Here is a 23724-nt window from a genome sequence, read left to right as displayed (position 1 = left end):
GGTTCGCCGCGATCGCGCCGCCGGCGCCACCGCCGATGGCGCCACCCACCACCGCGCCGGTGCGGCCGCCCAGTGCGTCGCCGACGGTTGCGCCGGCGACACCGCCCAGCGCACCGCCGAGCGCGTTGTCCCAGTTGTCTGCCACGGCCGGCAGTGAAATCACCGCGGCCGCGGTGACGATGAATGCGGAGGCGATCTTCTTCGACATGCGAATGCTCTTCCTTGTGCTCAATCTGAAGTCCGGTTTCTTGCGTTGCTGCCGATTCGTTTCAACGAGTCATTTCAACGAAAGGCCGGAGAAAGATAGCACTCCGATCAAAAGAAGGGTCGCCATTGTCGTAACAGATTGTGTGCACCTGGAAAGCCCCTTTGGCATCGCTGCTTTTTTTATTCCGAATCCATTGTTTCTCCATCAAACCGCACAAAGACGTCCATCGACGCCAGGCTCTCGCGGGACGCCGGCGATTTCACGCACGTCGATTTCGAGATCGCACCGCGCCTTCGAGCAGCACAGCAGCGCGAGGCCGCGGGTGCGCTCGTCATTGGACAGCGCCCAGATTGCACGCCGGAAGCAGATGCGCGATCGGACCGTTGCTCTGCGCTTCACTGCCTCGCCTCGGTTTCAGCCATTCACAGCGGGGAATGTGTGCGTCCACACGCGTTCTTTCTCCGTCGAGCCACACGCGCAACTGATGCAGGTCGATCTCTCGCTCGCGATAGCGGCGGAGCCTGTTCTGAATATCGGGGTCCATTGCGGTCATGCAGCTGGTTTTCGACGGGTGTCGTCCGGATGGGACAGCGTTGGAGACGGGTTTCCGATCGTCATAAATACGATGCGTCGCATGTGTGTCAGGAATTGGCTTCCCTGACCTTGCCGCGCTCGGCCGGTGTCACGCCGAGCGCGCTCTGGACGGCCTCGGAGCGCGAGCCGACCTTGAGCTTCTCGAAGATGTTCTTCAGATGCCACTTGATGGTCTCGGGCGCGACCCGCAGCGCCCGCCCGATTTCCTTGTTCGACATGCCGCGGGCAATGTGATTGAGGATCTCGATCTCACGCGCGCTGAGCAGGTTTCGCGCGTCGCGCACGTCGCCGTCGTCCGTCGGTGTGCGACGCGGATCGAACGCGGCGAGCAGTTGGTCGACGAAGGCCGGTTGAACGGCATCGCGTCCGGGCGCTTCGCGCCGCAACTGAGTCAGCAGGCGCAGCATCGGTTCGCCTTCGTCGACGAAACTGCCGATCATGCCGTTCGGCTGCGCATAGCGCAGCGCGTCCGTCAGCGCGGCCGACGCCGCTTCATGCGCGTGTTCCTGCTGGAGCGCCATGGCGTACAGCAGCGACATCCGTGCTTCCAGGTAGGTCATCCCGGCACGGGAGAGCGTGGTCCTCAACTCGCGCAGCCGTTCGGCGGCCCGATCCGGCCGGCCTGTCGCGATGTCGAGGCGTGCCTTGATCTCGCACCAGCTGGCCCACGTCTCGATGAAGCTGCCCATCGGCGTCGGGACCTGATCGGGCATCAGTGCGCCCAGTGCGTCGGCGGTTTCCCTTGCGCGATCGCCCCAGCCCTGCTGCAGGCACAGCCGCACGATTTCCGCGTCACACGATGCACGCATGCGCAACCAGTGTCGGGACGCTGCGATTTCGCTGGCCTGCTGCAGGCACAGCAGCGCGGATGCGATGTCGTCGTTTCGCGCGTGGAGCCGCGCCGCGGTGCGGCAGTAGCTCGACAGAGAGCCGAGCGGGCACGCTTCCGCCGTGATGGCCGAGCGATCGTTGATCAACTGCCGCGCACGGGACACGTCATTCTGCTCGTAGCAGAGTGCCGCCAGGTAGCCCGCCGGAACCGCCGCCGCCGCCGACTGGCGGAACACGTTCGCTTCCGCATGCGCGATCGCCGACTCCATCAGCACCATCGCTTCCGGCAGGCGGCCGCTCACCAGCAGGTTCAGCCCGAACATGCATTCGCGGTAGACGTTGGCGTAGATGAAGTCGTGATCGTCGGCCGGGACGGCGGCTGCGCCGTGCCTGAGGCGCTCGACCTCGTCGAAGCGGCTGTCGTAGATCAGGCCGAAGATGTGCGCCGTTTCGCCGAGCCGCCTGACCCACGCGGACGCGGGCAACGACGAGAGGACGACTTCGCGTCCCAGTTCGAGTGACCGGTAGCTGTCGTCGTCGAAGCCGGAAATCGCCGCATCCACCGCGATCATCTCGATCGGCAGCGCCGCGTCGGGTTCGCCTTCTGTCCGCGTGCGATCGGTGTGATGGCGCGCAAAGTCGGATTGCGCGTGTCGCAGCACCTCGCCGGCTTCCGGCATGCGCATCAGGAACGCAAGCGCCCATGCATTCGCCAGTCGCAAGCGCAGCCGCGACTTCACCAGTTGGCGCGGCAGCTTGCCGATCAGGCTCAGCAGCGTGTTCACGTCGCTGCGATCCATCAACGCCGCTGCGCAGTTCTCGACCCAGATCGCGGCCTGCAGTGTGTCACCGGCGGCGAGCGCGTGACGCACGGCGTCCGGCCATTGCCGCGCATTCGCGAACCACTGGCCGGCGCGTTGGTGAAGCCGCGGCAATTCATCGGCCAGTTGCCGGGCGGCCCGCCGCCTCAGCGCGTCGGACAGCAATGCGTGATAGCGGAACCATTGACGCTCGTCGTCGAGCGCACGGATGAACAGGTTGTGACGCTCGAGCCAGTCGAGCTTTTCCCAGCTGCGTGCGCCGGCGCCCATGATGGCGTCGCAGAGGTCGGGGCTCAGGTGATCGACGATCGAGGTCCGCAGCAGGAACTGATACACGGGGCGCGGCAGATGTGACAGAACGGCGTCGTCGAGATAGGTGTCGATGCCGAATCGATTGCCGGCGAGATCGCGCGCGACCTTGGCGGCGTCCGTTTCTTCCTTCAGCGACAGCGACGCGAGTTGCAGGCCCGTGATCCATCCTTCGGTCGCGTCATTCAGCATCTCGACGGCGCCGCGATCGAGCGGCGCGGTGCCGGTGCGTGCGAAGAACGCCTGTGCATCGTCGGCGGAGAAGCGCAGATCCGATTCGTCGATCCGCAGAAGCTGGCCCTGCGTGCGGAACTGGGCCAGCGCCAGCCTCGGCTCGCCCCGCGCGCCGAGCAGGACGTGGAAATTCGCCGGCGCGTAGCGCAACAGGCGCGACACCACCGCACATACCGGGGGCGACGTGAGCCGGTCGAAATCGTCGAGGATCAGAAAGACCGGTTTGCCGCACGCGGCGATCTCGTTGAGCAGCACGGAGATGACCGTCTTGCCGGGCGTCATCGGATCGTGGCGCAGCAGCTTTTCTGCCTGCCGACCGACGCCGCCCGTGCCATGGTTCAACGAAGCAACGAGGTAGGCGCCGAGCTGATCGGGATGGTCGTCGTCATGGTCCAGGCTCAGCCACGCGACGAGCTGATGGCGGGTGCGGAGCACTTCGCACCATTCGGACAGCGTCGTCGTCTTGCCGAAACCGGCCGGCGCGATGACCAGCGTGACTGCGTGTTCGGCCGTCGCGGCCAGCTTCTTCGACAGCGTCCGCCGCGCGACTCGGAACCGGGGCGGGCGCGGTGGCGCCATTTTCGTCTGTATCAGCGAGAGATTCCAAAGGGGCTCATCGGATTCGGACGGCGAGTTCATGGGGGGAAAGTCCGGAATGCACCACATCATGTTAATGATAGTCGCCCCCACGACGATGGGGGTTTTCCCACGGTAGGGGGGCGATCGCATGGCACCCCCCCCGTCGCCAGACTTCTGCCTCCCCTTTGGAGGGGGGCAAATCCCCCCGGCCTGCTCTTAGTCTTGCATTCGGTCCACGTCGGTCCGACGCTGCGATACGGTCATCATCGTTTCGCATGACGTCGTGAACGACGTGCTTCGTCGAATCGCGCTCTACCGGAAATTCGTCAAGGAGTCCTGCGTGCACGCCGCATCGCCGGTCGGTCAGACGTCCTCGACCTGTACCTGCCTGCTGCGAACCACACCCGGGGAGCCGACGAGGTTCGCCGCCTGACGCACATGCGCATTCGCGAGCGTTGCCGCTGGTCGATGCGATTCGCGTACGCCATTCCCTCCATGTGCCGGGATCGGCCCGCCGCAGCCACATCGTTGGCCCGCGCGGGTCATCGTGAGCCGTGACGGTTCGATCGCCTCATGGTGAATGCCGGATGGCGTGTGGCGATTGATTGTCACTCGACATTCAATGCCGTCGATGAAGGCGATACGCGTCGTCGACCGCATCGACGCGCGCTCGGTTTCTGCCGGACGCGGCGCGTCCGGATTGGGAAGTCTCCGCTCGGCGCGAGCACCGGCCGTGACGGACAGGTTGTGACGTGTAGCGAAAGCGCCGATCGGCACTTTGCCGTGACGCGACATTGAAAATAACGATCTGGGTTTGGAGGATAGACATGAAATCGACTTGGCGTCAGGGAACGCTCGGCCTGGCCATTGCTGCGTCGCTGGGCGCGACGTCCGGCATGGTGCATGCCCAGAGCAGCGTCACGCTCTACGGGGTGCTCGATGCCGCCGTGCTCTACACGAACAAGTCGCTGAATACGAGGACCGGCGCGAACGACGGCCACAAGTTCGCGATGGTCGACGGTGCCGCGGCGGCATCGCGATTCGGCTTGCGGGGCGTGGAGGATCTGGGCGGCGGGATGAAGGCGACGTTCGTCCTCGAGAGCGGCATCGACGTCCCGAGCGGCGCGTTGGGCAATTCAAACGGCAACCTGTTCGGCCGCCAAGCGTGGATCGGGTTGAGCGGCGATTTAGGGGCGGTCAAGGCCGGCCTGCAATACTCGCCGTTCGTGCTGTCGCTGATCGGAACCGACCCGCGCGACGTGGCCTATTTCGGCAGCGGCGCCGTCATCTATGTCGACAGCGTGCTGGTGACGGGGCTGTTCAACCAGAACGCCGTGTCCTACACGAGCCCGGACATCGCCGGCTTCCAGGGTAGCGCGATGTTCGGACTGGGCGGGAAGGCGGGCGATTTCCAGGCGGGGCGGCAGTATTCGGCGAGCCTCAAGTACCAGCGAGGCGGATTCCTCGTCACGGCGGCGCTCTACAACGGCAACGCGGGCGGCACGCCGGGGACGCCGATTCCCAGCACCGTCCCGTTTACCGGCCGGACCATTGGTGCGGCATACAGTGTCGGCAACCTGACCGTCAAGGGTTCCTACGCGCTCTACAAAGTGAGCGGCGGGTTCGACAGCCGCGTGTACGGGGCCGGGGCAAGTTATTTGTTTACGCCCGCGGTCGAAGCCGACGCGGGCGCATGGCTGACGAGCGACGGCAACGATACCGGCAACCGTTCGGTGCTGACCGCGATCGGGTTGAGGTACTTCCTGTCGAAAGCGACGACGGTGTACGGGCAGGTCGGGGTGGTCCACAACCACGGCCTGATGAATACCGGGCTCGCGATCAACGGCGCGCTGCACGAGGGGCGCGGAACGACCGTCGGGACGGTGGTCGGCCTTCGTCATACGTTCTAGGCGGGAGCCTGCGCCGCCGCGGTGCCGACGTGGTGCCCGGCGGCGTGCTGGCAGGACGCGTAAGGTGTGCCCAGGACGGTTCCAGGGCTACCTGCGCCGCTGAACCCGCGCCTTCGCACACTTGAACCACAGCCGCATCGCACCGACGCCGCCCGCGACCGTGATCCGCGGCAACAGGAACCGATCGTCGCGCACATCGGCGCAGCCGCGCCGGGTCGTCGTCGCGTTGTGGTAACCCGCGGCGGCGACCTGGTCGCGCACGCGCGGGTCCAGATCGCCGTACGGGTAGCAGAACGATTCGACCGTCTGGCCGCTCAACGCTTCGAGCCGCTGCTTCGATTCGACGATCTGAACCTCCGACACGTGCGCCGGAACGTGCGACAGCGCGACGTGGTCGAGCGTATGCGAGCCGATTTCATGGCCGTGATCGCGCCAAGCGAGCATGTCCGCGTGCGTCATCAGCGGCGAGCGTGCGGTATCGGCGGCCGCATCCCAGTCGTTCTCGCCGCCGAACCGGCCGGCGACGAAGTAGCAGGTCGCGGTGAAGCCGAGCGCATCGAGCACGGGCATCGCATGCGTCAGCACGTTGAGAAAGCCGTCGTCGAACGTGATGCCGAAGACCTTCCCGCTGCGCTCGCCGCGCAGGTACGGCTGCAGTTCGCGCACGCTCAGGCCGCGGTAGCCGAGCCGCCTGAACAGCGTCATCTGGCGGCGGAACGCGTCGGGTGCGACGCTCAGGCTGCGCAGCCGGTCGGGCGGCGGCGGCGGCGTGCGGACCTGGTGATACATCAGGATCGGGTAGCGCGTGGCGGGCAGCAGCATGAGCGGGTCGCGGGAACGGGGATTTACGCGGCCTTGCGGAAAATCCGCAGGGTCTTGAAGTCGCCGATTTCGACGAAATCGGCATTCGCCGCCCATTGCTCGATGATCGGCTCGGCCTTCCGGTACGCCGACGAGCCCTTGTAGAACAGCAGGTGGCCGTCGCGCGCGGTGTGTCGTGCGAACAGGTCGAGCACTTCGGCGTCGGTCTTCGCGCCGTAGCGGCTGTTCGTCTCGTCGCGGAATTCGCACAGATGGAACAGCGTGACGACGTCGAACGCCGGCAGCAGGTCCGAATTGCTCGTATAGATGTCACCGAAATAGGCCAGATAGGTCTTGCTCACCTCCGGTTGCCGCGTGACGAGATCGACGTACGACTTGTATTCCTTCGGCGACGCCGTCACGCCGAAGACGGTGTTGTTCAGGTGCGGCCGCGCGCATTCCACGCCGACATGATGATGGCCGCCGGTGCCGAAGTGATAGATGCGGATGCCGTTGAGGCGCGCGGTTTCCAGCCATTCGACGAAGTGCACGTCACACGGGCACTCCTGCGTGCGCAGGTCCCAGTACTTCTTCCAGATATTCATTGCCATTAAACGGACCTCATGGATGTCACCCGACGATACGGGTTGTGACGAATCGATTTCTGATAGACGGACAGCGTCGCGTCGATGAATCGTTCGAACGAGAATTCACGCTTGCCCTTCAGCCGCGCGCTGCGCCCCATCGCGCGCACGCAACCGGGCTCGCGCACGATCGCGCGCAGGATGGCCTCGATCGCTTCGGGCTCGCGCGGCGGGACGACCCAGCCGTCCACGCCCGGCTCGACGTTCTCGGGCAGCCCGCCCACGCGCGTGACGATCGCGGGGCAGCCGAGCGACATCGCTTCGCGGCACGCATACGACAGGCTCTCGTGGTACGACAGCACGAACGACACGTCGATGATCGAGAACGGTGTCCGCACGTCGTCGAGGCGGCCGGTGAACGCCGTGCGCGCGGCCATGCGGTGCAGCGCGATCTGTTCGCGTTGCTCGGCGGTCGGCTCCGCGCCGACCAGCAGCACGCGAAACCGCTCGCGCTCGTGTTCGGGCAGGCGGCCCAGCGCCGCGATCAGGTCCATCCAGCCTTTCTCCGGCGCGGTGCCGGCGCTGCTGCCCAGCACGATCGCGTCCGCGGCGGACGGCCCGAACAGCGCGATCTTGCGGCGACGGATTTCGTCGCGGGCCAGGCGTTCGGCGGCCTGCCGGCGCACGCCGTGCTTGACGACCGTGACGTTCCCGTACGGCGACCGGAGCGCGAGCATGCCCGCGACGTAGTCGCTGACCGCGATGGTGTGGTCGGTGGCGAGGCGTGCGCGCAGCACGTTGCCGAAGCTGTCGGCGCGGTAGGTGTTGTGCTTGGTGAGCACGACGGCGGGCCGATACCGGCAGCCGAGCAGCGCGAGCATTACCTGCCGGTGATCGGCGGAGCCGTTCACATGGATGACGTCGAAGCGCTCGGCTGCGATCCGCTGGCGCAGCCGGAGGATTTCCTGGCACAGCCGGTTCCAGCGCGGCTTGAATTCCATGTCGAAGATGGCCACGTCGGGACTGTCCTTCAACAGTCGCGACAGGCGGCTGCCTTCCGGTGACGCGACGGTCACGCGATGATGCCGGCTCATCGCGGCGGCGAGATCACGGACGTAGGTGTCCTGGCCGCCGCCGTAGTCGCCGTGGAAGTTGGTATACAGAATGTTCATCGCGATGCCGCCTTTCCCCGATCATTCATTGGGCAGGACTGCTGAGAAAATGAGCGTGTCCGCCTGTTGAAAGCAATGACTCGAACCTGGTCCCGCGTTGTCGATGCGGGATCGCGCATCGACGCCCGGGCGGGGCGTCACCGCGAATCGTTTCCAAATATTACAGAAGCATTACGTACCGTAGTGTCGAGGTCTGCGCATCTTTGTGAACATGTGTCGCGATCGTTCACCGTGTCGTCACGCGGTGCGATGCCGCCGGGGAGGAGGGGAGTCCGGCGACAGGGTTCCTGTCGCCGGTGCGTGGAGCGCGGCGAGCCCGGTGCGACCTTGATGCGGCCTGATTACCCTCGCCGGCGGGGGCAAGAAGCGGGCTGGATCGCGACAAAACCCGACTTTTCGACGGCATCCGGACGCAGATCAACCCCCTCGACTTTCAGATTCGAAAGCCGGGCGGCCATTTGCGTTAGAATGCCCCCCCTTGTCCGCCATGGCGACTGCCGATGGCGGACTCGTCGCACCCAGAGAGACGTGGGTTTCGATTCGTAGCCGGGCGCGGAAGATGTGCCAGCCGTTAACAACATACGCTTTGTGATTTGGATTACTAATGAAGAAGAAGCACAACATCACCAAGTACATCGTTGTCGCGATGATTCTTGGAATCGCAGTGGGTTACGCCTGTCATAGCGCGTTTCCCGACCCGAACATGGCGAAGGAGGTTGCCGGCTACGTGTCGTTGCTGTCCGACATATTCCTGCGCCTGATCAAGATGATCATCGCGCCGCTGGTATTCGCGACGCTGACCGTCGGCATTGCGCAGATGGGCGACGGCAGTGCCGTGGGCCGCGTCGGCGTCAAGGCGTTCGGCTGGTTTTTCATCGCGTCGTTCACGTCGTTGCTGCTCGGCCTGCTGACCGCCACGATCCTGCAACCGGGCAGCCATCTGAGCCTGCCGCTGCCGGCGTCCGATGCGTCCCTCGGGCTGAAGACGGGCGCCTTCACGCTGAAGGACTTCGTGGTCCACCTGGTGCCGAAGTCGATCGCGGAAGCGATGGCGAACAACGAAATCCTGCAGATCGTCGTGTTCTCGATCTTCTTCGGCACCGCGCTGTCCGCGCTCGGCGAGTCGGGCAAGCGCCTGACCGGCGTGATCGACGATCTTGCGCAGGTGATGCTGAAGGTGACGGGCGCGGTGATGTGGTTCGCGCCGGTCGCGGTGTTCGCGGCGCTGGCGTCGACGATCACCACCCAGGGGCTCGGCATCCTGCTCACGTTCGCGAAGTTCATGGCGAGCTTCTATCTGGCACTGGCGCTGCTGTGGGGCGTGCTGACGCTCGCCGGCGTGACGTTCCTCGGCAAGCGCGCGTTCACGCTGATCCGGCTGATCCGCGAGCCGTTCCTGCTGTCGTTCGCGACGGCGAGCTCCGAAGCCGCATATCCGAAGCTGCTGGACGCGCTCGACCGTTTCGGCGTGAACCGCAAGATCTCGAGCTTCGTGCTGCCGATCGGCTATTCGTTCAACCTCGACGGCTCGATGATGTACTGCACGTTCGCGGTGCTGTTCATCGCGCAGGTGTACGGCATTCATCTGCCGCTGGGCACGCAGATCACGATGCTGCTGATGCTGATGGTCACGTCGAAGGGGATGGCGGGCGTGCCGCGCGCGTCGCTGGTCGTGATCGCGGCGACGCTCAACCAGTTCAACCTGCCCGAAGCCGGGTTGCTGCTGATCATGGGCGTCGACATGTTCCTCGACATGGGGCGCTCGGCCACCAACGCGGTCGGCAACTCGATCGCGGCGGCCGTGGTCGCGAAATGGGAAGGGCAGCTCGACGACCCGCGCGACGACAACGATCCGGGCAATGGACGCGCGATGCAGGTGAAGGCGCCGGAGACCTCGGCATCGGCATGATGTGCAGCAATGCGGCAGCGCAGCGATAGTGGTGCGCTGCCTGCTTCCCGGTAGTGGATAATCGCCGGCCTGGATTCGAAACGGATTCAGGCCGGCGATTTGTTTTGGGGAGATGATTCCGTCTTGAATGCGGTCGTTTTCCTCGATTCCCTGATTCCCCGATTGACACCTGGCGCTCGCCGTTTCAATCCGTCATCGTTGAACACTCGGCGATATTCCCACAGGCACGCGCAAGCCCGGTTTTCCCGATCCTGGATTCGACGTGTAAGTGACCATTCACTGTCGCGCAGTCGCGCTCGCCATAAGCATGCTTGGGTGTCACGGGCAACGCCATTAGAGCCGAACCCGTGAAAAGCGCAATGCCACGAGCGATTCGCAATTTTTTTCGATTTATATAACGCTATTCTCGCGCTGCGCATTATCGAACGCATGCTGCACGTAATACCGACTGCGCCGGATGATTCAGGGGAAGAATTTACGCATTACGGTTTTCAAGCCATCCGGCCGGCCCTTCATGTGAATGTTCGCACCATTCAGGAGAGCATCCGTCATGGTCGCCCGACAACGGTTTCAGGCTGCGCTTCTCGCCGCAGCGATCGCCGCGATTACTCCCGCCGTTTACGCAGGCAACACCACCGACTGGCTGGCGAATACGTACGGCACGCTCGCGGCCCACGTCGGCAACGTCGCGCGCGCGATGTGGGTCGCGCCCGAAGGCGTGATCTATACGGCGTCGATGTGGGACGAGGACGAGGGCGGTGTCGCGATCTACCAGAACGGCAAGAGCATCGGCTCGATCGGCACGCACTCGGAGTTCCAGGGCAGCGCGATCACCGGTAACGCGACGTCGCTGTTCGTTGCGCTGCAGCCCGGCAAGACCTACGGCAGCGGCGCGGTGGGGCGCTACAACCGCGCGACGAAGTATCGCGACCTTGTCATCCAGGTCAGCGCGGCGACCAACCAGCCGCGCATCGACGTCGTCACCGGGCTCGCGACGGCGGGCTCGCTGCTCTATGCGAGCGACTTCTACGGCAATCGCGTGCGTGTATTCACCACCGACGGCGTGTGGCAGCGGGACATCAGCGTGTCAGCACCGGGTGCGCTCGCGGTGGATGGCGCGGGCAACGTGTGGGTCGCGCAGAAGAGCGCGGGCGCGATCGCCGGCTTCAGCCCGGCCGGTGCGCTGCTGAACACGATCCGGATGCCGGCCGGGTCGCAGCCGTCGGCACTGGTTTTCGATGCGGTGGCCGGCCAGTTGCTGGTGGGCGACGAAGGCCCCGACCAGAACATCAAGCGCTATACGGTGTCGGGCCGGCCCGCGCTGGCCGGCACGTTCGGCGTGCGCGGCGGCTATCTCGACACGACGACGGGCATCAAGGGGCAGGTCGGCGCGCAGCGCTTCACGCGCATCGTCGGGCTCGGCAAGGACACCGGCGGCAATCTCTATGTGCTCAACAATCCATGGGGCGGCAGCTGGGATCTCGGCCGCAACGGCGCGACCGACATTCACGCGTACAGCAGCACCGGCAGCCTGCGGTGGACGCTGCAGTCGCTGAACTTCGAGGGGATCGCCGCGCCGGACCCGGTCACGGACGGCGCGCTGTTCTACGGCGGCACGCATGTGTACAGCGGCGGCGCGGGCGGCACGTTCGTCGCGAACACGGTCGATCCGTTCACGTATCCGGCCGATCCGCGCATCAACATGAGCGACACGCAGCGCGACGAGCATTTCGGGCTGCTCACGTCGGTGGGCGCGAACCGGATCCTCGTCGCGGCCGGCCAGAACCCGCCGATCTTCTATTTCTTCCACTTCAACGCGGCGAACGGCTATATCGCGATTCCGGACGGCGCGATTCCGGGCCCCGCGTTCAACACCACGCGGCGCGTGACGAGCGGCTTCAGCATCGACAGCAAGGGCGGCGTGTGGGCCGGCCTCGACAAGACCGGCGCGATTACCCACTACCCGCTGACCGGTTTCGACGCGAGCGGCAAGCCGTCGTGGGGGCCGGGCGTCGCGACCCGCGTGCCCGACAGCATCCAGCCGCTCACGCGCATCGTCTATCTCGCGGACAGCGACACGATGGTGCTCGCGCAGGGCGCCATCGGGAGCAACGACTGGACGTCGATCGGCACGCGCATCGAGGTGTATCACGGCTGGAGCGCGGGCAACACGACGAAGCCCGACCCGGTGATCACGCTGCCGCACAGCGGCGCGAAATCGATCGACGCGGTGGGCAACCATCTGTTCGTCGGCTACTGGTTCAGCAGCAGCGGGCCGCTGTGGCCGAACGTCGACGCGTTCAACCTCACCACCGGCAAGCTCGATACCACGCTGGTCAACGCGAGCCCCGCGACCGTCGATACCAGCAGCGCGATCGATGCGATGTACAGCATCCGCGCATACCGCCGATCGAATGGCGAGTACGTGGTGATGAAGAACAACGTGAAAGGGAACAGCATCACCGTGTATCGCTGGACGCCCTGACTTTGATGAGGCATGCGCGGCCGCCTCGACCTCGGTCGGCGGCCGGGCTCGCGACGCCATGATGTGATTCATCGCGGTTTCGCGGGATTTCCATGCCGCTTCCACGGAATTTCCACATCGCGCGTTCGTAATGACCGGCGTGCGCAACGCGCGCCTCACCGCCCGCCGGGCGGCTGTCCTGAACCTCCCGACACGGAAAACCCGATAAGGGCACAATGACAGCGGCGCCGGCGGCACTGCGCGTGCCCACGACGATGAACCGAATCGACTGACGGGTTGCACCGGCGCATTGCTGCACCGGTGCATGTGCGCGGCAACCGCTGCCGCGTTTTTTGAGCCGAAGTGACGAAAAGATGAAGACGAAAACCACCCCGAACCGCCTGTTGCTGATCGCCGTGCTGGCCGGCGCGCTGAGCGGGACTGCCCACGCAGAGACGGCGCCGCCCGCCGCGACTGTCGCGACCGTTGCGACGGTCAACGGTACGCCGATCACCCAGGCCGACGTCGATACGCTGCTGCGCGCGTCCGGGCAACCGGACTCGCCGCAGATCCGCCAGGCGATCAAGAATCAGCTGATCACGCGCGTGCTGGTTCAGCAGGCCGCCGAGAAGGCGAACTATGCCGACAAGCCCGAGGTCAAGGCGGCGGTGCAGCAGGCGAAAACGAACGCCGAAGTGCAGCTTTACCTGCGCGACAACGTGAAGCCCGAGCCGGTGACCGAAGAACAGGTCAAGGCGCGCTACGACGAACTCGTGGCCGCGCTCGGCAAGAACGAGTACAAGCCGCGCCTGATCATCGTCCAGGATCCGGTGACGGCCGCGACGGTGCTTAGCGAGCTGAAGGCGGGCAAGTCGTTCGAAGGGCTGGCACGCCAGTACAGCATGGCGCCGAGCCGCGACACCGGCGGCGAGCTGCCGTGGGTGAGCTTCCACACGCCGGCGACGGAAGGCAAGACGTCCGGCTTGCCGCTGCCGGTCGCGCAGGCGCTCGAGAAACTGAAGGTCGGCGCCGCGACGAGCGATTCGATTCCGGTCGATGGCGTGCGGGCGATCGTGAAGCTGGATGCGAAGCGGCCGACGCAGGTGCCGGGCTTCGCGACCGCGAAGCCGGGGCTTCAGCAGCAACTGCAGGCGGCTGCCGTGGAGAAGGCGAGTGCGCAGATGATCGGCAACCTGCTGAAGGACGCGAAGATCACGCAGTAATGCAGTCACGCGGCGGTGGTGAAACGCCGGACGTCACGTGCGCCAGATCATGCTCGCGCTCGTGTCGGTGTCCGATTCGCTGCGGAAGCCGAGCCGTTCGTAGAGCCGCCGCGCCGGGTTGCCGTGCAGCACGCTGAGCGACACCGGCACGTGCGCGCGTGCGGCGTCGTTCAGGAGTGCGCTCAGCACCGCTTCGCCGATGCCCCGGCCCTGGTGCGCGGGGAGGATCTGGATCTGGTGCACGTGCCACTCGTCGGCGGCGCGTGTCACCTTCAGCAAGCCGATGGCTTCGTCTTCTTCGCAGACGATCGTCGCATCGTCGAAGTGCGCGCGGATGCGCCGGTCGTGCGCGTCGTCGTCGGTCGGCATGCCGGCGCGTTGCAGGTGCTCCGTCATCGTGAGCTTGCGAAGCGTCAGCAGGAACGGCAGGTCGGCGGCAGACGCCGGGCGCAGGCGGATTGCGTGTGTCATCGTGCGGGCTCGTTCGTTCGGGAAGGCGGGATCGTCGACGGGAAGGTCGCCCCCCCCGCGACGCATCATTCCCGATGACGGGCAGCCGGTCAAAGGGCGCCGTGCCGAATCCCGCACGCCTCCGTGGCCGATCATGCGGCACGCCGGCCGGACACCTTCTGCGCATCCGCGAGATTGGCGATCAGCGTGTCGACCACGACGCGTTTCAGGCTCGCGAGCGCGGAAGGCGCATCGTCTCCACCCGCATGGAGGCACACGTCGACTGACGGCAGCGGCGGCAGGCCGTCGCGCTCGCCAAGCTGCCGCAACGTCTGCGGCACACCCACCATCGTTCTCGCCGTAATGCCCAATCCGCCCGCGACGCCGGCCCACAGGCTTTGCAGGCTGCCGGTCGTGTAAGCGAGTCGCCACGGGATCCCGGCCTTGTCGAGCGCATCGGTACCAGCCTTGCGGAACAGGCATGGTGGCTTGTACAGCGCGAGATCCAGCGGCATGCCGGCGCGCGGACGCACATCGATGCCTTGCGGCCCGATCCACGCCATCGGCAGCGTGACCAGATGTTCGGCGTCGGCCCGATGCCCGCGGCCCATCGCGAGCACGATGTCGAGTTCGCCGCCATCGAGCCGGTCGAGCAACGCACCGTTGCCGTCGACGACGATGTCGACGCGCACGCCCGGATGCGTGCGCTTGAACTGGCCGAGCGCGACGGGCAGCCACGATTCGGCGAAGTCGCCGGGCAGCCCGAAGCGCACGGCCCCCTCGATCGCCGCGCCGCGGATCGCGCCGACCGCCTCGTCGTTCAGTTCGAGAATGCGGCGCGCATAGGACAGCATCAGTTCGCCGGCCTCGGTCGGCACGAGGCCGCGCCCCTGGCGGCGAAACAGCGGCTGGCCGATCTGCGTTTCGAGCTTGCGCATCTGCTGGCTGACCGCCGACTGCGAGCGGCCGATCCGGTCGGCGGCGCGGTTGAGGCTGCCGAGCCGATCCGCGGCGATCAGCGTGCGCAGCGCATCCATGTCGAGATTCGGGAGCGTCATGATTCGGTTTTTCTTATAAGTCGATGTCGAATTACCGTATTTATTGCACATTCCCGTCGTTACCATCAAGTGAACCGGTCGTTCCGGTTCACGGGGATGCGCGCGATACGCCGCTGCGTGTGCCCGTGAGGTTGCTTCCCTTCTTTCTCACGAGGACAGTGAATGAACATCCGCTCGATATTCCGCCAAGGCTTTCCCGGCATGCTGCTGGCCGCATCGATGATTCCCGGCGACGCATCGGCCGCGCCGTCGCTCGCGGGGACATGGACGCTGGTCGCGGCGGACGTACAACATCCCGACGGCACGGTTGGCCGCGACTATGGCGCCGATCCGAAGGGGCTGCTGCTGATCGACGTGCACGGAAACTACTCGCTGCAGATCTTCAAGTCGGAGCGCCCGCGCTTCGCGTCGAACGACAAGGCGACCGGCACGCCGGACGAATTCCGTGACGCCGTGCTCGGCTCGAGCACCCACTACGGCACGCTGACCGTCGATCCCGCGAAACACAAGCTCGCGTTTCACATCGTCAATTCGTCGTACCCGAACTGGATCGGGCAAACGCAGACGCGAAGCTATCAATTGAAGGACGGCGAGCTGAGCTACCGCGTGCCGCCGCGTGCCAACGGCGACATACCGATCTCGGTGTGGCGGCGAGTGGATTGAGGTGGAAGGGCGTCAAAGCCCCGGCAGCTGAATCTGCAGGCCGGCCGGGCGATGTTCGAGGACATCCGTCACTTCGTATTCGGTTTTTGCGCCGTCCGAGGTTTGCCACTGCTGCATGCGGACATTGACGATTTTGGCCGTCCGGCCAAGACGACGCTCTGACGTGTCCCAGCCGTACCCGGCACACGCCGAACTTTTTCGATAACTTCCCGGTCACAATCGCCAGCGCGCGGGCGCGCCGGCACCCCGCACGGGGTTCCGGCCCCGGTATTCCCCGTCCCGCCCCGTCCGCATATCATTCGCACATCGCGCGCCTGCCGACCGCGGGCGCAGCACACAGGGATTCTCGATGGACACCAAACGATCGCGGCCGGGCCTCGTCGCCGCGCTGCTCTGGGCGGCGCTGTATCTCGCGACCGGCTACATCTCACACCAGTTCAACGGCCCCGTCCGGCTGACGGGCTATATCTGGCTGCCGGCCGGCGTGACCGTCGGCGCGTTCATGCTGCGGCCGATGCGCGAATGGCTGATGCTGGCCGGCGCGTTCCTGGTCGGGCAGCTCGCGCTGAGCGCCATCGAACAGGCCAGCCTGGTCAACGCGGTGCTGTTCACGGTCGACGAGGTCGGCGCGGCCGCGCTCGCGGTGTGGCTCGTCCAGCGCGTGCGCTTCTCGCTCGAAGGGCTGTATTTCCTGCGCTCGGTGATCCTCGCCGGCCTGATCGCGGGCGTGGTCGGCGCGATCGGCGGCGCGGCCTGGTACACGGTGGTCAAGGGCGCGCCGTTCTTCGACGTGTGGTCGGTGTGGGCCGCGTCCGATTTCGTCGGCGTGCTGCTGGTCACGCCGGTGCTCGCGTCATGGTCGCGCTTTCGCGCGCACCGCTCGGGCGATCACGAGCGCTTCGACCTCGTGCTCGGCATGGTCTCGTTCGTGCTGGTCGTGGGCGTCGCGCTCGTGATCTTCGACGGCGACACGTCGCGGAAATTCGGCACCGGCGCGGGCTTCGCGCTGACGTATATCCCGTTGTTCCTCACCGTCGCGGTGACGCTGCTGCTCGGCGGCCGCGCGGGCTCGTCGTCGGTGCTGGTGCTCGCGCTGATCGTGATCGAGCAGACCGCGCAGGGCGACGGCCCGTTCGCGTCGTTTCACGAGCATTACGGCAGTGCGCTGCTCGAGGCGCAGCTTTATCTGGCGGTCGCGTCGCTGCTGGTGCTGACGGCGAGCACGCTGAAGACGACGCGCGAACGCGTGCACGAACATGCGGCCGTCCTGCAGAACAACATGGAGCTCGCGCTCGCGAGCGCCGGCCAGATCGCGTACGTGCTCGACCCGGAATCGGGGCGGATCGAGTGGAGCGGCGACGTCGAACGCGTGTTCGGCGTCGGCGTGGATGCATCGCAGATCGCGAGCGTGCCGCTCGTGCTCGAACGCGTGCAGCCGGGCGACCGCGATGCGCTGCGCGACTACTGGGATGCGGAGATCGCGGGCGAGGATCGCGCGTCGCTGTCGCTGCGCATCGTGCAGCGTGACGGCGGCACGCAGACGATCACCGATCACGGCGCGCCGCTGCTCGATTCGAATGTCGACGTGACGGTGGTGGCGGGGGTCTGGCAACTCGAGCGCGTGTGGCCGGCGGCGGACGAATGAGCGAACGCACGTCATGACGGGCCGCACGGGCGTCCTGCTGATCCACGGGCTCGGCGGCACGCAATACGATCTCGGTTCGTTGCACAAGGCGATGCGGCGCGCGGGCGCCGACACGCACATGATCACGCTGCCGGGGCACGGCACGCGCCCCGAGGATCTGGTCGGCGTGCGCGCGGAGACGTGGCTCGACGCGGTGACCGAACAGTATCGTGCGCTGGAAAACGAGTACGACACGCTGCATGTCGCGGGCATGTGCATGGGCGCGCTGGTCGCGCTGCTGCTGTGCCATCGCGTGCAGCATGCGCGCGGCCGGCTCGCGTTGCTGGCCACGCCGGTGTTCATCGACGGATGGTCGACGCCGTGGTACCGCGCGCTGCGGCACGTGCTGTACCGCGTGCCGGGTGTGGCGGAGCGGATGCGTGTGGAAGAAGGCGAGCCGTTCGGCATCAAGAACGCGACGATCCGCGCGATCGTGAAGAAGAAGTTCGAGCGCGAGGACAGTTTCCACTACGCATGGGTGCCGCTCGCATGCGTGCGGCAGGTCGACCGGATGCGCGACTGGGCGCTCGAGGCCGCGGCCGGCACGCCGTGCCCGACGCTCGTGCTGCATGCGCGCGAGGACGAACTGACGAGCCTGCGCTCGGCCGATTTCCTGCTGGAAAAGATGCCCGATGCGCGCGGGATCGTGCTCGAGAACAGCTATCACATGATCTGCGCGGACAACGATCGCGACGACGTCGCGCGCCACGTACTCGACTTCTTCGGGTTCGATCCGGTGCATGCGGTGAGCCCGGCGATGGCGCGCCGGATGGGGCGGCTGGCGTCCTGACGGCGACGTGCGCGGCGCGGGATGCCCGATATTCGCTGCCCCGGTACGCATCGGGTCACGCATGCGTACCGGGGCGTGGCGAATTCATGCCGTTTCCGTTTCCGTCGCGCGTCGCGCCAGCAGGGTCGATGCGGCCAACTGGGCGCGTACCGCATCGATGGCGGCGTCGCTCGGCGCAATGCCTTCGAGGTAGATGAAGTCGACCGTCGACAGGCCGATGATGGCCAGCACCTGCTTCAGGTACGGGGTCAGGAAATCGGGCTGCCGTGCCGCTGCGCCGGTGCAGATGCCGCCCGAGCGTACCAGCACGAGCACGGGGCGATCGGCGAGCAGGCCGAACTTGCCTTCCGGCGTGGCCGTGAACGTGCGGCCGATACGCAGCACGAAATCGATCCACAGCTTCAGTGCGGCAGGTACCGTGAAGTTATGCATCGGTGTGCTGATCAACATGCCGTCGCTGTGTTCCACTTCCGCGATCAGTTGTTCGGAGTACGCCAGTGCGGGATCGGAATCCGGCTGCCTTGCGACCACCGCATGCGCATAGTCGGCCGATAGCGAAGGCAAGCCGGGTTGACCGAGGCTGCGCGACACGACCCGCGCATCGGGGCGGGCCTCCCGCCATTGCGCGATGGCTTCGTGCGCAAGGCGTGCGCCCAGCGAATGACTGCCATGCGGACTGGCATCGACAAAAAGAAGGTTGTTCATCAGAGCGCCCGTAGTGACTGACTGAAATGCACGCCGCGGGACAGCAGCCCCTGGCGGAAATAGAAACGCTGCGCGAGCGCGTTGGAGAGCCCGGTATCGAGTACCAGGTGCCGGCAGCCGTGTTGCCGCGCGTCGTCGCGCACCGCGTCGAGCAGCCGCTCGCCCAGCCGTTGACTGCGCGCGTGTTCGGTCGCGACCAGGTCGTCGACATAGACGAAGCGCCCGTACAGCGTGTTTTCGAGGTGACGGTATCCCGCCAGCGCGACGACCGCGCCGTCCGGGCTGCCGTGCCGTGCGGTCAGCAGCACATAGCCTTGTTCGGCCTGTCGGTGCATCTGCCGCACGAACGCATCGACATCGGTCAGGTGCGGGCGTAGTTCACGCATCACGTCGAACGTCGACCGGTAATCCGCGTCCGTCACGGCGCGTTTCAAATGGATCTCTGGCATCACGATTGCTCCACGGTAACGTTGCTACTGTACGAATCGGATGGCGTATCCTGAAGGTCCAAAAAGTGACTATTTGACTGGGACATGAAATTCGACGATCTGATGCCGGACCGTCATCTCGACATGCCGGTCTATCGGCAACTGGTCCGGCGCTTCCGCGAGGCGATCGAGACTGGCAAGCTGGCGCCGGGCCAGCGCGTGCCGTCGGTACGGAGCCTGGCCAGCGAACTCAATCTGGCACGCGGCACCGTCGAAGCGGCCTATCAGATCCTCATCGGCGAAGGGTACCTGGTCGCACACGGGCCGGCCGGCACCGTCGTGTCGCCCCAGCTGCCGGATGGGCGGCAGCCGCGTGCCGCGGCGCCCCGGCCGGACGAACCGCCGCGCGGCGATTCGACGGCGAGCGGGCCGAAGCCGTTCCAGATGGGCATTCCCGCCCTCGATGCGTTTCCGCGCATGCCGTGGATACGGCTCACCGGCCGTCATGTGCGGGCGATGGCGACCCCGTCGCTGGACTACGCGCCGCCACAAGGTCACGACGGGCTCAGGCGTGCGCTGTCCGCGTACCTCGGCGTGTCGCGCGGCATCGACTGCTCGGCCGGGCAGATCTTCATCACCGCAGGGTATCGCGGCGCGCTGGACCTGATCTGCCGGACCTTGCTGCGTCCCGGCGACGCCGGCTGGTTCGAGGATCCCGGGTATATCCACGCACGTCGCGTGCTCGAGCATGCGGGGATGCGGCTCGTGTCCGTGCCGGTCGACGACGACGGCCTGTGCGTGGAAGCGGGGCTGCGCCGCGCGGCCGATGCGCGTTTTGCCGTGGTGACGCCGACCCATCAAAGCCCGCTCGGTGTCGCGCTGTCGCTGCCGAGGCGTCTGGCCTTGCTCGACTGGGCCCGCCAGCAGCGGGCCTGGATCGTCGAGGACGATTACGACAGCGAGTTCCGCTACCACGGCCGCCCGCTGCCCGCGCTCAAGAGCCTGGATCGCCACCAGCGCGTGCTTTACACCGGGTCGTTCAGCAAGGTGCTGTATCCGGGGTTGCGGCTGGGGTATCTCGTCGTTCCGGAGGAGCAGGTCGCAGCCTTTCGCGACACCGCCGGCTGGCTCGGCGGTAGCGGCCAGATGCTGATGCAAGCCGTCGTCGCCGATTTCATGGAGCAAGGGCATTTCGCGCGTCATCTGAAGAAGATGCGGACGCTATATGCCACTCGCCGCGCGTGGTTGATCGATGCGTTGGGCAAGGTGTTCGGTGATGCGCTGCACGTTCCGCCCCGCGCGGGCGGCCTGCATGTGGTGGCCTATTGGCGCGCGGCGGTCGACGATCGCGCCGTCGCACGCATGGCCGACCTGCAGGGCTTTTCCGTTCAGCCGCTGAACGACTGGAGCCCGGGTGGCCGAGTGCCTCCGGGCATGCTGCTCGGCTTCACGAACCTGACGTCGGCGCAGCAGGCGGTGACGCTTGTGCGGCGCCTGTATCGACTCGTTGGCGCGTGAATCGTGTGTGGTGGATTACGCACCCGTAGGGTGCCGGAGTACGTGCGACTGGCACCACGGTCTTGCGATTGTGGGACGGAGTTACTGCGACTGCCCTACGCATTGTCGATAACACCCCGTGATGTCGTCGTCAGGACTCATGCCTCATGGGTGGCCGGCACCCTGCTTTCCGCCTTTCGACCGAGCTGGCTTAACCGGCCTGGTTCGCATCTCCGACGGCGGCTCTCGGCCATGAGGAGACGCTTAGTGGCACGCAACTTCGGACGTACGAAGGGCCGCTTTATGTACCAAATGCGACAGTGGCTCCATTGCAGCCGTTTCTTAAAATCTTCTCACAGTAACTGCAATGTCACGGCGCAACCATCGCAGCAAACCAGGCCGACGGACCTTGCGCGGCATGAAGTTCTGCTAGCGATACATCAGCTATCGCCCTTTCTCGAAAAATCGCGGAACTGCTCGACGGTCCAAAGCGGCTCGTCAGCATCCCGCATTGCGCGTTCACGTGCCCGCACCGCCATCCATTTCCGATAAGCGGACTCGGGATGCTCTTGTTCGAGCGCCTTTATCGCCGCATATGCCTCAGAGCCGGGCACCTCGATCAGCATGCTGAACAAGGTGTCACGACCGCCTTGCGCATTGTCGCGAAGCGTCGGCGAATAGACGCCCTTCCCAATTCGATCGATGTCCGCGTCAGTACGGATGTAGCGGTGCATCAGAACGTAGAGCCGTTTCAGATCTCCGGCGTTGCGATATGCTCCAACGCGCGTGCCCGTGCCACGGCGGTCGCCGAGTAGGGCAACGATAAACAGCTGAGCAAACGTTGAAGCGTCGGCCGGAGCTAGCGCTTCGAGATGACGCTCCAAAGCCGGGACCGCCGCCGCAGGATTGATATCGGCCCACACTGCGAACCAGCGCGGCCGCTGATCCTCCAATGCAGCATCAGTGGCTTTCTTTTCCGCAAGCGCTCCGAGAACGTCGGTGGCAGCACTGCTCCCCGCGAGGATGTTCAGGCAATAGTGCAGTGCATCGGCATTGAGTGCATCATTCGTGCCCAGCCAATCCAGAATCAACTGAGAGACGTCGCCGTGCAGCCATGGTGCATAGTAGAGGATGTCGTGCAGGATATGGTGGAGCGGGTGTTCGCCGACGCTATTTTCGAGCTCCCAAACAAGCTCCTTTGCCACGGCGTCGAACCCGGATTTCGGGAAGGCGCGATATAGCGTCTCGAACCAGTCTGGAAAGCCGTTCAACTCCCAAGTGATATAACGGAAAGCGTTTCGTGCTTCCTCCTCGGTAAGCCGCTGCGCAAAGGCGCTGTCCTCCGCCGCCTCGATCGCAAGCCCGGTCATCGCGAAGATCAGGGAATAGGGCGTCGATCCGGTCTCGGCGCCCTCCGATCGCAAGGTCGGCCGATAGGCACGCCAATGTGCGATCGCGGCGTCGCGAAAAGCGTGCGCGACTGCGTCCCCAAACTCCGGGATTAATTTCCGCCAATTCGCTCCATCCTCCCGACTGGTGGTCACACCGCCGCTCATGACGCTGACAAGCAGATGATACTGATCGCTACTGAACTCACTTGGTTGAAGGCCTGCAGGATGCAACACCCGATCGGGATTAGCTATGAGCGCGCGGACCCAATCGCCGCGATCTTCTTTTTCCTTACGTTCGCGTGTTTCGCTTTCGCGCTTCCACCGTCGAGTTTCCGCGTCCATCCTTACCATCTCCGGTGATGGCTTCGGATCGAGGCGCGCTTCCAATGTCGCTGCAAGCGCTGCGTCGTCAGCGACCGCTGCGCGCAATGGCGCAAGCCACGCCGACGGTCGATCGGCATCCACATAGATTTGAAGGCAGCGCGACAGCGCCACGGCTCGGTCGTCAAGCTCCTTTGCGGAGACCCATCCGAGGCAGCGCTCGAAATCTTCCGCGCCAAACCGCCAGAAATGGCCTAGAAACGCTATCGGCCAATCATCGGTCAGCGTCTCGCCCTTGGCAGCCCTATGCGCGCGGCATGCCTCGATCGACTTCCAATAGAGGAGGTCGTTGAGCTCTGGCCAACGCGGGACGTTCTTGCCCAGCGCATGCTTATAGTCGTCGACATCACCACTTCGCCAGAATTGCAGGGTCGGCAATTTGCACAACACCGCAATCGCTGAGGGCGTCAGGGCCTGCAACGACCGAGCAGCGACCAGGCGATCGACGGCATGGAGGGAGACCGGCATCAACCACATATATTCTTCGGAGACGTGACATTCGCCACGCTCCACAAAAGGCTCGCGATCAAGGAAACCAGCTAGCCCCTCAACCAGTAGTCCGAGGGGATGATTTTCGGCGGCGTCTGCCATCAACGGAAACTTGTCGACGAACTTGTGGAGCGAATAGCTCAGACCTGTCCCGCTGAAGCGCTCGTGCGGTGCCACATGGGCGAGCGTTCGTAGCACCAGCGCCACGCTGGCCATCGTCGGCGTGGCCCAATCGACCAACTCCGAAAACACGGCGCGATCCAGGGGGCCGGGATCGGCAGCGATCGTATTCCAGAGCTTACCCGTCAGCGCCTCGTCGCCCGCCGCCATGACGCCTCGGATCGCGGCGATGCGCGCATATTTACCGCGCGAAGAGTCGACCGCGATGTCGAAGAGTGCCGGCGCACAGGTCGTCATTTCACCCTGCCAGACGAGCCGGCCCAGAAAGAAGATGACGTCATCATTGTCTCGATACTCGTTGAGCAACGCGAACGTGTCGGTTGCCAGATCCGGAGCAGCGATGCGTTCGATCGCGCTGTTGTTCATGAG

At 65.3% G+C, this 23724-nt stretch carries 19 protein-coding genes and 1 pseudogene; 8 read left to right on the top strand and 12 right to left on the bottom strand.

The features are described from left to right. The 4 genes and pseudogenes from G3N98_RS10490 to G3N98_RS10475 all read right to left on the bottom strand — a co-directional run. Window positions 1-208: pseudogene (locus G3N98_RS10490) on the bottom strand (hypothetical protein); the annotation flags it as partial. 331 nt (window positions 209-539) lie between these two features. Continuing rightward, window positions 540-761 carry a hypothetical protein gene (locus G3N98_RS10485; protein ID WP_206148133.1) on the bottom strand — a complete coding sequence of 74 codons (222 nt, stop codon included), beginning with the start codon at window positions 759-761 and terminating at the stop codon, window positions 540-542. An 88-nt stretch (window positions 762-849) separates the two neighbouring features. Then, the gene (locus G3N98_RS10480; RefSeq protein WP_206148129.1) at window positions 850-3576 is read right to left on the bottom strand and encodes a LuxR C-terminal-related transcriptional regulator; all 2727 of its coding nucleotides are present in this window, start codon (window positions 3574-3576) and stop codon (window positions 850-852) included. Window positions 3577-3939: 363 nt separating this feature from the next. Beyond that, on the bottom strand, window positions 3940-4371 hold the full coding sequence (locus G3N98_RS10475) for a hypothetical protein (protein WP_206148128.1): 432 nt from the start codon (window positions 4369-4371) through the stop codon (window positions 3940-3942). Window positions 4372-4403: 32 nt separating this feature from the next. Between G3N98_RS10475 and G3N98_RS10470 the strand changes: the two genes are divergently transcribed. Continuing rightward, window positions 4404-5486: a porin gene (locus G3N98_RS10470; RefSeq protein ID WP_089473837.1), complete on the top strand. Its 1083-nt coding sequence runs from the start codon at window positions 4404-4406 to the stop codon at window positions 5484-5486. Window positions 5487-5573: 87 nt separating this feature from the next. Here the strand turns inward: G3N98_RS10470 and G3N98_RS10465 are convergent, their stop codons facing one another. Genes G3N98_RS10465 through G3N98_RS10455 form a run of 3 tightly spaced genes read right to left on the bottom strand, consistent with a single transcriptional unit; the run spans window position 5574 to window position 8043 of the window. Continuing rightward, on the bottom strand, window positions 5574-6308 hold the full coding sequence (locus G3N98_RS10465) for a polysaccharide deacetylase family protein (protein WP_089473838.1): 735 nt from the start codon (window positions 6306-6308) through the stop codon (window positions 5574-5576). A gap of 23 nt (window positions 6309-6331) precedes the next feature. Continuing rightward, entirely contained in the window at window positions 6332-6898 is a 567-nt protein-coding gene (locus tag G3N98_RS10460; protein ID WP_241025846.1) for a hypothetical protein, read from the bottom strand. Beyond that, the gene (locus G3N98_RS10455; RefSeq protein WP_206148127.1) at window positions 6898-8043 is read right to left on the bottom strand and encodes a glycosyltransferase; all 1146 of its coding nucleotides are present in this window, start codon (window positions 8041-8043) and stop codon (window positions 6898-6900) included. The genes G3N98_RS10460 and G3N98_RS10455 overlap by 1 nt, the downstream gene beginning before the upstream one ends. Window positions 8044-8647: 604 nt before the next feature. Here G3N98_RS10455 and G3N98_RS10450 point away from each other — a divergent pair. The 3 genes from G3N98_RS10450 (at window position 8648) to G3N98_RS10440 (ending at window position 13639) form a co-directional block, all read left to right on the top strand. Next, window positions 8648-9952, top strand: coding sequence for a dicarboxylate/amino acid:cation symporter (locus tag G3N98_RS10450; RefSeq protein ID WP_089428650.1), 1305 nt, complete (start codon window positions 8648-8650; stop codon window positions 9950-9952). Between the two features lie 550 nt (window positions 9953-10502). Then, entirely contained in the window at window positions 10503-12437 is a 1935-nt protein-coding gene (locus G3N98_RS10445) for an SMP-30/gluconolactonase/LRE family protein (protein WP_206148126.1), read from the top strand. Between the two features lie 353 nt (window positions 12438-12790). After that, window positions 12791-13639 carry a peptidylprolyl isomerase gene (locus G3N98_RS10440; protein WP_206148125.1) on the top strand — a complete coding sequence of 283 codons (849 nt, stop codon included), beginning with the start codon at window positions 12791-12793 and terminating at the stop codon, window positions 13637-13639. A 33-nt stretch (window positions 13640-13672) separates the two neighbouring features. Here the strand turns inward: G3N98_RS10440 and G3N98_RS10435 are convergent, their stop codons facing one another. Both G3N98_RS10435 and G3N98_RS10430 read right to left on the bottom strand, forming a co-directional pair. Beyond that, window positions 13673-14110, bottom strand: a complete 438-nt coding sequence (locus G3N98_RS10435; RefSeq protein WP_206148124.1) for a GNAT family N-acetyltransferase — start codon at window positions 14108-14110, stop codon at window positions 13673-13675. Between the two features lie 131 nt (window positions 14111-14241). Beyond that, window positions 14242-15147, bottom strand: coding sequence for a LysR substrate-binding domain-containing protein (locus tag G3N98_RS10430; protein ID WP_206148123.1), 906 nt, complete (start codon window positions 15145-15147; stop codon window positions 14242-14244). Between the two features lie 162 nt (window positions 15148-15309). On the opposite strand from G3N98_RS10430, the gene G3N98_RS10425 reads away from it, so the two are divergent. The 3 genes from G3N98_RS10425 (at window position 15310) to G3N98_RS10415 (ending at window position 18284) form a co-directional block, all read left to right on the top strand. After that, complete coding sequence (locus G3N98_RS10425; RefSeq protein WP_089473844.1) at window positions 15310-15810, top strand: lipocalin-like domain-containing protein; 501 nt, start codon at window positions 15310-15312, stop codon at window positions 15808-15810. A gap of 349 nt (window positions 15811-16159) precedes the next feature. After that, window positions 16160-17455 (top strand): MASE1 domain-containing protein, encoded by a 1296-nt coding sequence (locus tag G3N98_RS10420; protein ID WP_206148122.1) that lies wholly within the window; start codon window positions 16160-16162, stop codon window positions 17453-17455. A gap of 13 nt (window positions 17456-17468) precedes the next feature. After that, entirely contained in the window at window positions 17469-18284 is an 816-nt protein-coding gene (locus G3N98_RS10415) for an alpha/beta fold hydrolase (protein ID WP_206148121.1), read from the top strand. 84 nt (window positions 18285-18368) lie between these two features. Here the strand turns inward: G3N98_RS10415 and G3N98_RS10410 are convergent, their stop codons facing one another. Together G3N98_RS10410 and G3N98_RS10405 are read right to left on the bottom strand one after the other, a co-directional pair. Continuing rightward, complete coding sequence (locus tag G3N98_RS10410; protein WP_206148120.1) at window positions 18369-18989, bottom strand: NAD(P)H-dependent oxidoreductase; 621 nt, start codon at window positions 18987-18989, stop codon at window positions 18369-18371. Continuing rightward, on the bottom strand, window positions 18989-19438 hold the full coding sequence (locus G3N98_RS10405; protein WP_089473848.1) for a GNAT family N-acetyltransferase: 450 nt from the start codon (window positions 19436-19438) through the stop codon (window positions 18989-18991). The genes G3N98_RS10410 and G3N98_RS10405 overlap by 1 nt, the downstream gene beginning before the upstream one ends. Window positions 19439-19522: 84 nt before the next feature. On the opposite strand from G3N98_RS10405, the gene G3N98_RS10400 reads away from it, so the two are divergent. Further along, entirely contained in the window at window positions 19523-20935 is a 1413-nt protein-coding gene (locus G3N98_RS10400; RefSeq protein ID WP_206148119.1) for a PLP-dependent aminotransferase family protein, read from the top strand. A 419-nt stretch (window positions 20936-21354) separates the two neighbouring features. Here the strand turns inward: G3N98_RS10400 and G3N98_RS10395 are convergent, their stop codons facing one another. Further along, window positions 21355-23721, bottom strand: a complete 2367-nt coding sequence (locus tag G3N98_RS10395) for a hypothetical protein (protein ID WP_206148118.1) — start codon at window positions 23719-23721, stop codon at window positions 21355-21357. Window positions 23722-23724: the final 3 nt, after the last annotated feature.

It is taken from the genome of Burkholderia sp. Tr-20390, from assembly GCF_017104595.1.
In the GTDB taxonomy this organism is placed as follows: Bacteria; Pseudomonadota; Gammaproteobacteria; order Burkholderiales; family Burkholderiaceae; genus Burkholderia.
The sequence above is the reverse complement of the archived record's forward strand: the minus strand, read 5'-3'. Positions and strand labels throughout refer to the sequence as shown.

Coding starts and splice junctions, on each gene's coding strand:
- G3N98_RS10420 (WP_206148122.1), top strand. CDS start 16,160: ATGGACACCAAACGATCGCGGCCGGGCCTCGTCGCCGCGCTGCTCTGG.
- G3N98_RS10450 (WP_089428650.1), top strand. CDS start 8,648: ATGAAGAAGAAGCACAACATCACCAAGTACATCGTTGTCGCGATGATT.
- G3N98_RS10445 (WP_206148126.1), top strand. CDS start 10,503: ATGGTCGCCCGACAACGGTTTCAGGCTGCGCTTCTCGCCGCAGCGATC.
- G3N98_RS10425 (WP_089473844.1), top strand. CDS start 15,310: ATGAACATCCGCTCGATATTCCGCCAAGGCTTTCCCGGCATGCTGCTG.
- G3N98_RS10475 (WP_206148128.1), bottom strand. CDS start 4,371: ATGTCGCGTCACGGCAAAGTGCCGATCGGCGCTTTCGCTACACGTCAC.
- G3N98_RS10400 (WP_206148119.1), top strand. CDS start 19,523: ATGAAATTCGACGATCTGATGCCGGACCGTCATCTCGACATGCCGGTC.
- G3N98_RS10415 (WP_206148121.1), top strand. CDS start 17,469: ATGACGGGCCGCACGGGCGTCCTGCTGATCCACGGGCTCGGCGGCACG.
- G3N98_RS10470 (WP_089473837.1), top strand. CDS start 4,404: ATGAAATCGACTTGGCGTCAGGGAACGCTCGGCCTGGCCATTGCTGCG.
- G3N98_RS10405 (WP_089473848.1), bottom strand. CDS start 19,438: ATGCCAGAGATCCATTTGAAACGCGCCGTGACGGACGCGGATTACCGG.
- G3N98_RS10430 (WP_206148123.1), bottom strand. CDS start 15,147: ATGACGCTCCCGAATCTCGACATGGATGCGCTGCGCACGCTGATCGCC.
- G3N98_RS10395 (WP_206148118.1), bottom strand. CDS start 23,721: ATGAACAACAGCGCGATCGAACGCATCGCTGCTCCGGATCTGGCAACC.
- G3N98_RS10485 (WP_206148133.1), bottom strand. CDS start 761: ATGACCGCAATGGACCCCGATATTCAGAACAGGCTCCGCCGCTATCGC.
- G3N98_RS10455 (WP_206148127.1), bottom strand. CDS start 8,043: ATGAACATTCTGTATACCAACTTCCACGGCGACTACGGCGGCGGCCAG.
- G3N98_RS10480 (WP_206148129.1), bottom strand. CDS start 3,576: ATGGCGCCACCGCGCCCGCCCCGGTTCCGAGTCGCGCGGCGGACGCTG.
- G3N98_RS10410 (WP_206148120.1), bottom strand. CDS start 18,989: ATGAACAACCTTCTTTTTGTCGATGCCAGTCCGCATGGCAGTCATTCG.
- G3N98_RS10435 (WP_206148124.1), bottom strand. CDS start 14,110: ATGACACACGCAATCCGCCTGCGCCCGGCGTCTGCCGCCGACCTGCCG.
- G3N98_RS10460 (WP_241025846.1), bottom strand. CDS start 6,898: ATGGCAATGAATATCTGGAAGAAGTACTGGGACCTGCGCACGCAGGAG.
- G3N98_RS10440 (WP_206148125.1), top strand. CDS start 12,791: ATGAAGACGAAAACCACCCCGAACCGCCTGTTGCTGATCGCCGTGCTG.
- G3N98_RS10465 (WP_089473838.1), bottom strand. CDS start 6,308: ATGCTGCTGCCCGCCACGCGCTACCCGATCCTGATGTATCACCAGGTC.